General features: G+C 51.5%; 1 protein-coding gene. It reads right to left on the minus strand.

What is annotated here, in order from left to right; all coding sequences use genetic code 11:
- On the minus strand, positions 1–479 hold a 479-nt coding region (locus tag QVP67_RS03870), incomplete at its 3' end, for a response regulator (protein ID WP_288179881.1).
- Positions 480–885: the final 406 nt, after the last annotated feature.

Raw genomic sequence — 885 nt, forward strand, 5'->3', positions numbered from 1 at the left:
ATGATGCGTGTCGGTTCGGCAGGTGTGGCCAGCGCTTCGGCACGTTGTTCAAGGGTCTTCTTTTGTTCTTTCAGCACTGTTACCTCGTGTCGGCTGAAGCTGAGTTGCAGGGCAGCAGATACGGTGGCCAGCAGTTTGTCGTTCTGCCAGGGCTTGGGGATGAAGTCCGTGGCTCCCTGCTTGATAGCCTGCACAGCTTTCTCCGTATCACTGTAGGCGGTGATGAAGATGACCACCGCCTGTGGGTCGAGTTTCAATATTTCCTCCAGCCAGGCAAAACCTTCACGTCCGCTGACGGCATCGCGGCGGAAGTTCATGTCCAGCAGGATGACGTCGTGCCTGACGCGCGACAGCAGTGGCAGCATCTCGCGCGGGTCGTCGAGGGTAGTCACCTGTTCGGACAGCGGGCGCAGCAGCATCTTCAAGGTGAAGAGGATGTCTTCGTTGTCGTCTACGATGAGTATTTTTCCTTTTTTCATGGGGCTTTGTTTTTCACCACAAGATTACACGGATGAACACAGATTTAATGATTATCACGAAAAAATAATCTGTGCCAATCCGTGTAATCCGTGGTGCCTACAAAGATACGTATTCTTTTCCGATAAACGCTGTACGGTAGCGTGCGATTGGTGTACGGATTCGGACGTTTTTTATCTTCCTTTTTGATGATAATATTCTGATGGATAGCAACTTGATGGTTTGGCACAGATGTTGCCCTGTTTTCTGTGTAAATCGAATGTATATCGTGATGAACAGACTCTCTTTACTTTTACTAACATTGTTTCTGCTAATCGTGGGAACCTCGTGCCGACAACGTCGTCCGGGCATGAGCCGCGAGGAAGCGGCAGCCGAACTGGAGGCGCAGGCTGCCGAACAGGCCGCCCG

The sequence above is a fragment of the Bacteroides sp. CAG:633 genome (genome assembly GCF_000435115.1).
Lineage (GTDB): Bacteria > Bacteroidota > Bacteroidia > Bacteroidales > Bacteroidaceae > Bacteroides > Bacteroides ndongoniae.